General features: G+C 71.2%; 1 protein-coding gene. It reads right to left on the reverse strand.

Annotated features, from left to right (window positions below):
- Positions 1-155: 155 nt before the first annotated feature.
- The coding region (locus tag ACEN88_RS32355) for a FliI/YscN family ATPase (RefSeq protein ID WP_413346318.1) at positions 156-1,106 on the reverse strand (951 nt) is incomplete at its 5' end.

Below are 1,106 nucleotides of genomic sequence, written 5' to 3' on the forward strand. Positions count from 1 at the left end.
CCCCTTGGCCTCGTCCACCTCGCGCCTTGCCGCGTCGCAGGCGGCTTCGCGCTCGGCCAGCGCACGCCGGTCGCGCGTCAACTCTTCCTCGATGCGCTCGCGGCGCCGCGTCTTGGCGGCGACGATCGCACGCCACTTGCCGATGGCCGCCGTGCTCATTGCGGTGCGAACCCGGCGATGTATTCGTGCGTGTCGGCGCCGTCCGCGAAGTCGTCGGTGCGCTGGTTGAGGAACTCGTCGAGCGGGTCGTGCTGTGCGATCGCCTCGTCGGTCAGCGGGTCCGTGCCCTGCTGGTATTCCCCCATTTGCAGCAGCAGCTCGACGTCGTCGTACTTCGCCAGCAGCTTGCGCACGTGCCCGGCGCCGGCGCAGTGCTCCGGCGTGGCGACGAGGGTCATCACGCGGCTCAGGCTGTGCAGCACGTCGATGGCCGGGTAGCGGTTGCGCGCCGCGACCTTGCGCGACAACACCATGTGCCCGTCCAGGATACCGCGCACTTCCTCGCTGACGGGGTCGTTGCCCTCCTCGTCCTCGGCCAGCACCGTATAAAAGGCGGTGATCGATCCCTCCGGCCCCATGCCGGCCCGCTCGAGCAGGCGCGGCAGCTCGGCGAAGACCGACGGCGGAAAGCCGCGCCGCGTGGGCGGCTCGCCGGCCGCCAGGCCGATTTCGCGTTGCGCGCGGGCGAAGCGGGTCAGCGAATCCATCATCAGCAGCACGCGCAGGCCGCAGTCGCGGAAGTACTCGGCGATGGCCGTGCCGACGTGGGCCGCCTTGGCCCGCTCGATGGCGGAGCGGTCGGACGTGGCGCACACGACGACGCTGCGGGCCATGCCGTCCTCGCCGAGGATCAGTTCGATGAATTCGCGCACCTCGCGGCCGCGTTCGCCGATCAGCACGATCACGTTGACGTCGCAGGCGGCGCCGCGCGCCAGCATGCCGAGCAAGGTGCTCTTGCCGACGCCGGCCGGCGCGAAGATGCCGAAGCGCTGGCCTTCGCCGACCGTCAGCAGGCCGTCGATGACACGCACGCCCGTGTCCAGCGGCGTGTCGACCATGCGCCGGGTCAGCGGATCCGGGGCGGCGGCCATCACAGGGCGCAGGAC

The sequence above is a fragment of the Massilia sp. CT11-108 genome, from assembly GCF_047302915.1.
Taxonomy (GTDB): domain Bacteria; phylum Pseudomonadota; class Gammaproteobacteria; order Burkholderiales; family Burkholderiaceae_D; genus Telluria; species Telluria orientalis.